The sequence below is a fragment of the Acidovorax sp. KPB24-03 genome (genome assembly GCF_057546605.1).
The window spans coordinates 1-1,818 of record NZ_BAAJYR010000563.1; the positions used below are offsets into that span (position 1 = coordinate 1).

Annotated in this window: 2 protein-coding genes; one reads left to right on the forward strand and one right to left on the reverse strand. The window is 70.4% G+C overall.

Annotated elements, in window-relative coordinates:
• A partial coding sequence (locus AC27KI_RS23975) for an MBL fold metallo-hydrolase (RefSeq protein WP_487090839.1) occupies nucleotides 1-988 on the reverse strand: 988 nt, incomplete at its 3' end.
• Nucleotides 989-1,132: 144 nt separating this feature from the next.
• Here AC27KI_RS23975 and AC27KI_RS23980 point away from each other — a divergent pair.
• Nucleotides 1,133-1,777 (forward strand): TetR/AcrR family transcriptional regulator, encoded by a 645-nt coding sequence (locus AC27KI_RS23980; protein ID WP_487116234.1) that lies wholly within the window; start codon nucleotides 1,133-1,135, stop codon nucleotides 1,775-1,777.
• The last annotated feature ends 41 nt before the right edge of the window (nucleotides 1,778-1,818 follow it).

Here is a 1,818-nt window from a genome sequence, read left to right on the forward strand (position 1 = left end):
CGGCGCCCCGGATGTCGAGCCGCTCGCCCATCGCCGGCGCCACCAGCGGCACGCCGGCTGCGGCGGCCAGCGCGGTGATGCGCTCGAAGGGCTCGGTCCACGGGTGCAGCGACAGGTCGAACGTGCCGTTGTGGATGGGCATCATGTGGCGGCCCTTCACGTCCAGATGGGCCTGCAGGCTCTGCTCGGGCTGCATGTGCACGTCGGGCCAGTCGGCGTTGTAGGCGCCGGTTTCCACCAGCGTGAGATCGAACGGGCCGAAGCGCTCGCCGATGGCCTGGAAGCCGTCGAAATAGCCCGTGTCGCCGGTGAAGAAGATGCGGGTGTCCGCCGTCATCAGCACCCATGACGCCCACAGCGTGCGGTTGCCGTCCGACAGGCTGCGCCCCGAAAAATGCTGCGCCGGCGTGGCCACCAGGCGCAGCCCGCCGAGGGTCGTGCCCTGCCACCAGTCGAACTGCTGCACCTTGGCCGCCGGCACGCCCCAGGCGATGAGGCGGTCGCCCACGCCCAGCGGCGCGACGAAGTGCTCCACCTTGGGCGCGAGCTTCAGGATCGCCGCGTGGTCCAGGTGGTCGTAATGGTCGTGCGAGAGGATCACGCCCGCGATGGGCGGCAGGTCTTCGATGGCCAGCGGCGGCGCATGAAAGCGCTTGGGGCCCAGGAACTGCACCGGCGAGGCGCGCTCGGAAAACACCGGGTCGGTGAGCCAGAATCGGCCGTCCAGCTTGAGCAGCAGGGTCGAATGCCCCAGCCGCCACAGGCTGTCGTCCGGCGCCTGCAGCAGTGCGGCGGTGGTCAGGGGCTGGACGGCGATGGGCCGGTCCGGCACCGTGTCCGCGGGCTTGCCGAGGGCGAACCGCCACAGCACGCCGAGCGTCTTGAGCATGCCCAGGCGGTGCCGGGGCGCCGCGTTGCGAAAGCGCCCGTCAACGAACTGGGGCGACGGGCCGTGCGGAGCGGCCGGCGATTCGGAACAGGAGGACATGCGGTAAGCCATGGCGATGAGAAAGTGAAATGGCCGGAGAACCCGGGCGGGCAGCGAGGCGGGCAAGCAACCACCCCAAAAACTGCACTGCACAGTGTAGTGTTCGATCCAGAAAAGTAAACTGCCGAGTGTAAAATTTTGCCTATGACCGCCATCGCTCCGCCGCCCTCCCGCCTGACCGACCGCAAGCGCCATGCCATCGTCCAGGCGGCGATCGGCGAGTTCCGCGAGCACGGCTTCGCCGGCACCAGCATGGACCGGGTGGCCGCCGCGGCCGCGGTCTCCAAGCGCACGGTCTACAACCATTTCCCCAGCAAGGACGACCTGTTCGCCGCCATCCTCGGGCAGCTGTGGGACCGCAGCCAGTCGCTGGCGGCACCGGGGCACGATCCGCAGCGGCCCCTGCGCGCGCAGTTGCTGGAGCTGCTGGAGCGCAAGATGGCGCTGCTGGGCGATGCGGCGTTCATGGACCTGTCGCGCGTGGCCATGGCCGAGATGCTGCACACCCCGGCCCGCGCGCAGGCCATGGTGGCGCGCCTGGGCGAGAAGGAAGAAGGCGTTCCCGCGTGGATCCACGCGGCGCAGCAGGCCGGCCGCCTGCGTGGCGGGGTCGATCCGCAATATGCCGCGCACCAGCTGCAGGGCATGGTCAAGGCCTTCGCCTTCTGGCCGCAGCTGGCGCTGGGTCAGCCGCCGCTCACGCCGGCCCAGCAGCGACAGGTGCTGCACGACGCGGTGGACATGTTCCTGGGCTTCTACGCCATGCCCGGGCCGGGCGCCGCCACGTGAGCGAACGGCGGCCGGCGGCCTACAGCAGCCCCCGGGCCGCC